This is a genomic window from Microbulbifer sp. SE14, assembly GCF_059834885.1.
This window is the reverse complement of record NZ_JCBAJA010000090.1, coordinates 1-595: the sequence shown is the minus strand read 5'-3', so window position 1 is coordinate 595 and position 595 is coordinate 1. Positions and strand designations below refer to the sequence as shown.

General features: G+C 60.0%; 1 protein-coding gene. It reads right to left on the bottom strand.

The annotated features are described in order from the left end of the window. Nucleotides 1-595 (bottom strand): EF-Tu/IF-2/RF-3 family GTPase (locus AC6R19_RS22780; RefSeq protein WP_500582160.1); only part of this gene is annotated, 595 nt, incomplete at both ends.

The window sequence follows — 595 nt, the reverse complement described above, 5'->3', positions numbered from 1 at the left end:
CTGGAACTTGGTGTGCGGAGTGATGGAGCCCGGCTTGGCCAGTACCTGACCACGCTCTACTTCGTCGCGCTTGGTGCCGCGCAGCAGGGCGCCGATGTTCTCACCAGCACGGCCTTCGTCCAGCAGCTTGCGGAACATTTCCACACCGGTACAGGTGGTGGAGGTGGTTTCCTTGATACCGACGATTTCAATTTCGTCGCCGGTCTTGATGATGCCGCGCTCTACACGGCCGGTTACCACGGTACCGCGACCGGAGATGGAGAATACGTCTTCGATCGGCATCAGGAACGGCTGGTCTACCGCACGCTCCGGCTCCGGGATGTACTCGTCCAGGGTTTCAACCAGCTTCTTGACAGCGCTGGTACCCATCTCGTTGTCGTCTTCGCCGTTCAGGGCCATCAGGGCGGAACCAACGATGATCGGGGTGTCGTCACCCGGGAACTCGTACTGGTCCAGAAGTTCGCGAACTTCCATTTCCACCAGCTCCAGCAGCTCTTCGTCGTCGACCATATCGGCCTTGTTCAGGAATACCACGATGTAGGGTACACCTACCTGGCGGGACAGCAGGATGTGCTCGCGGGTCTGCGGCATGGGG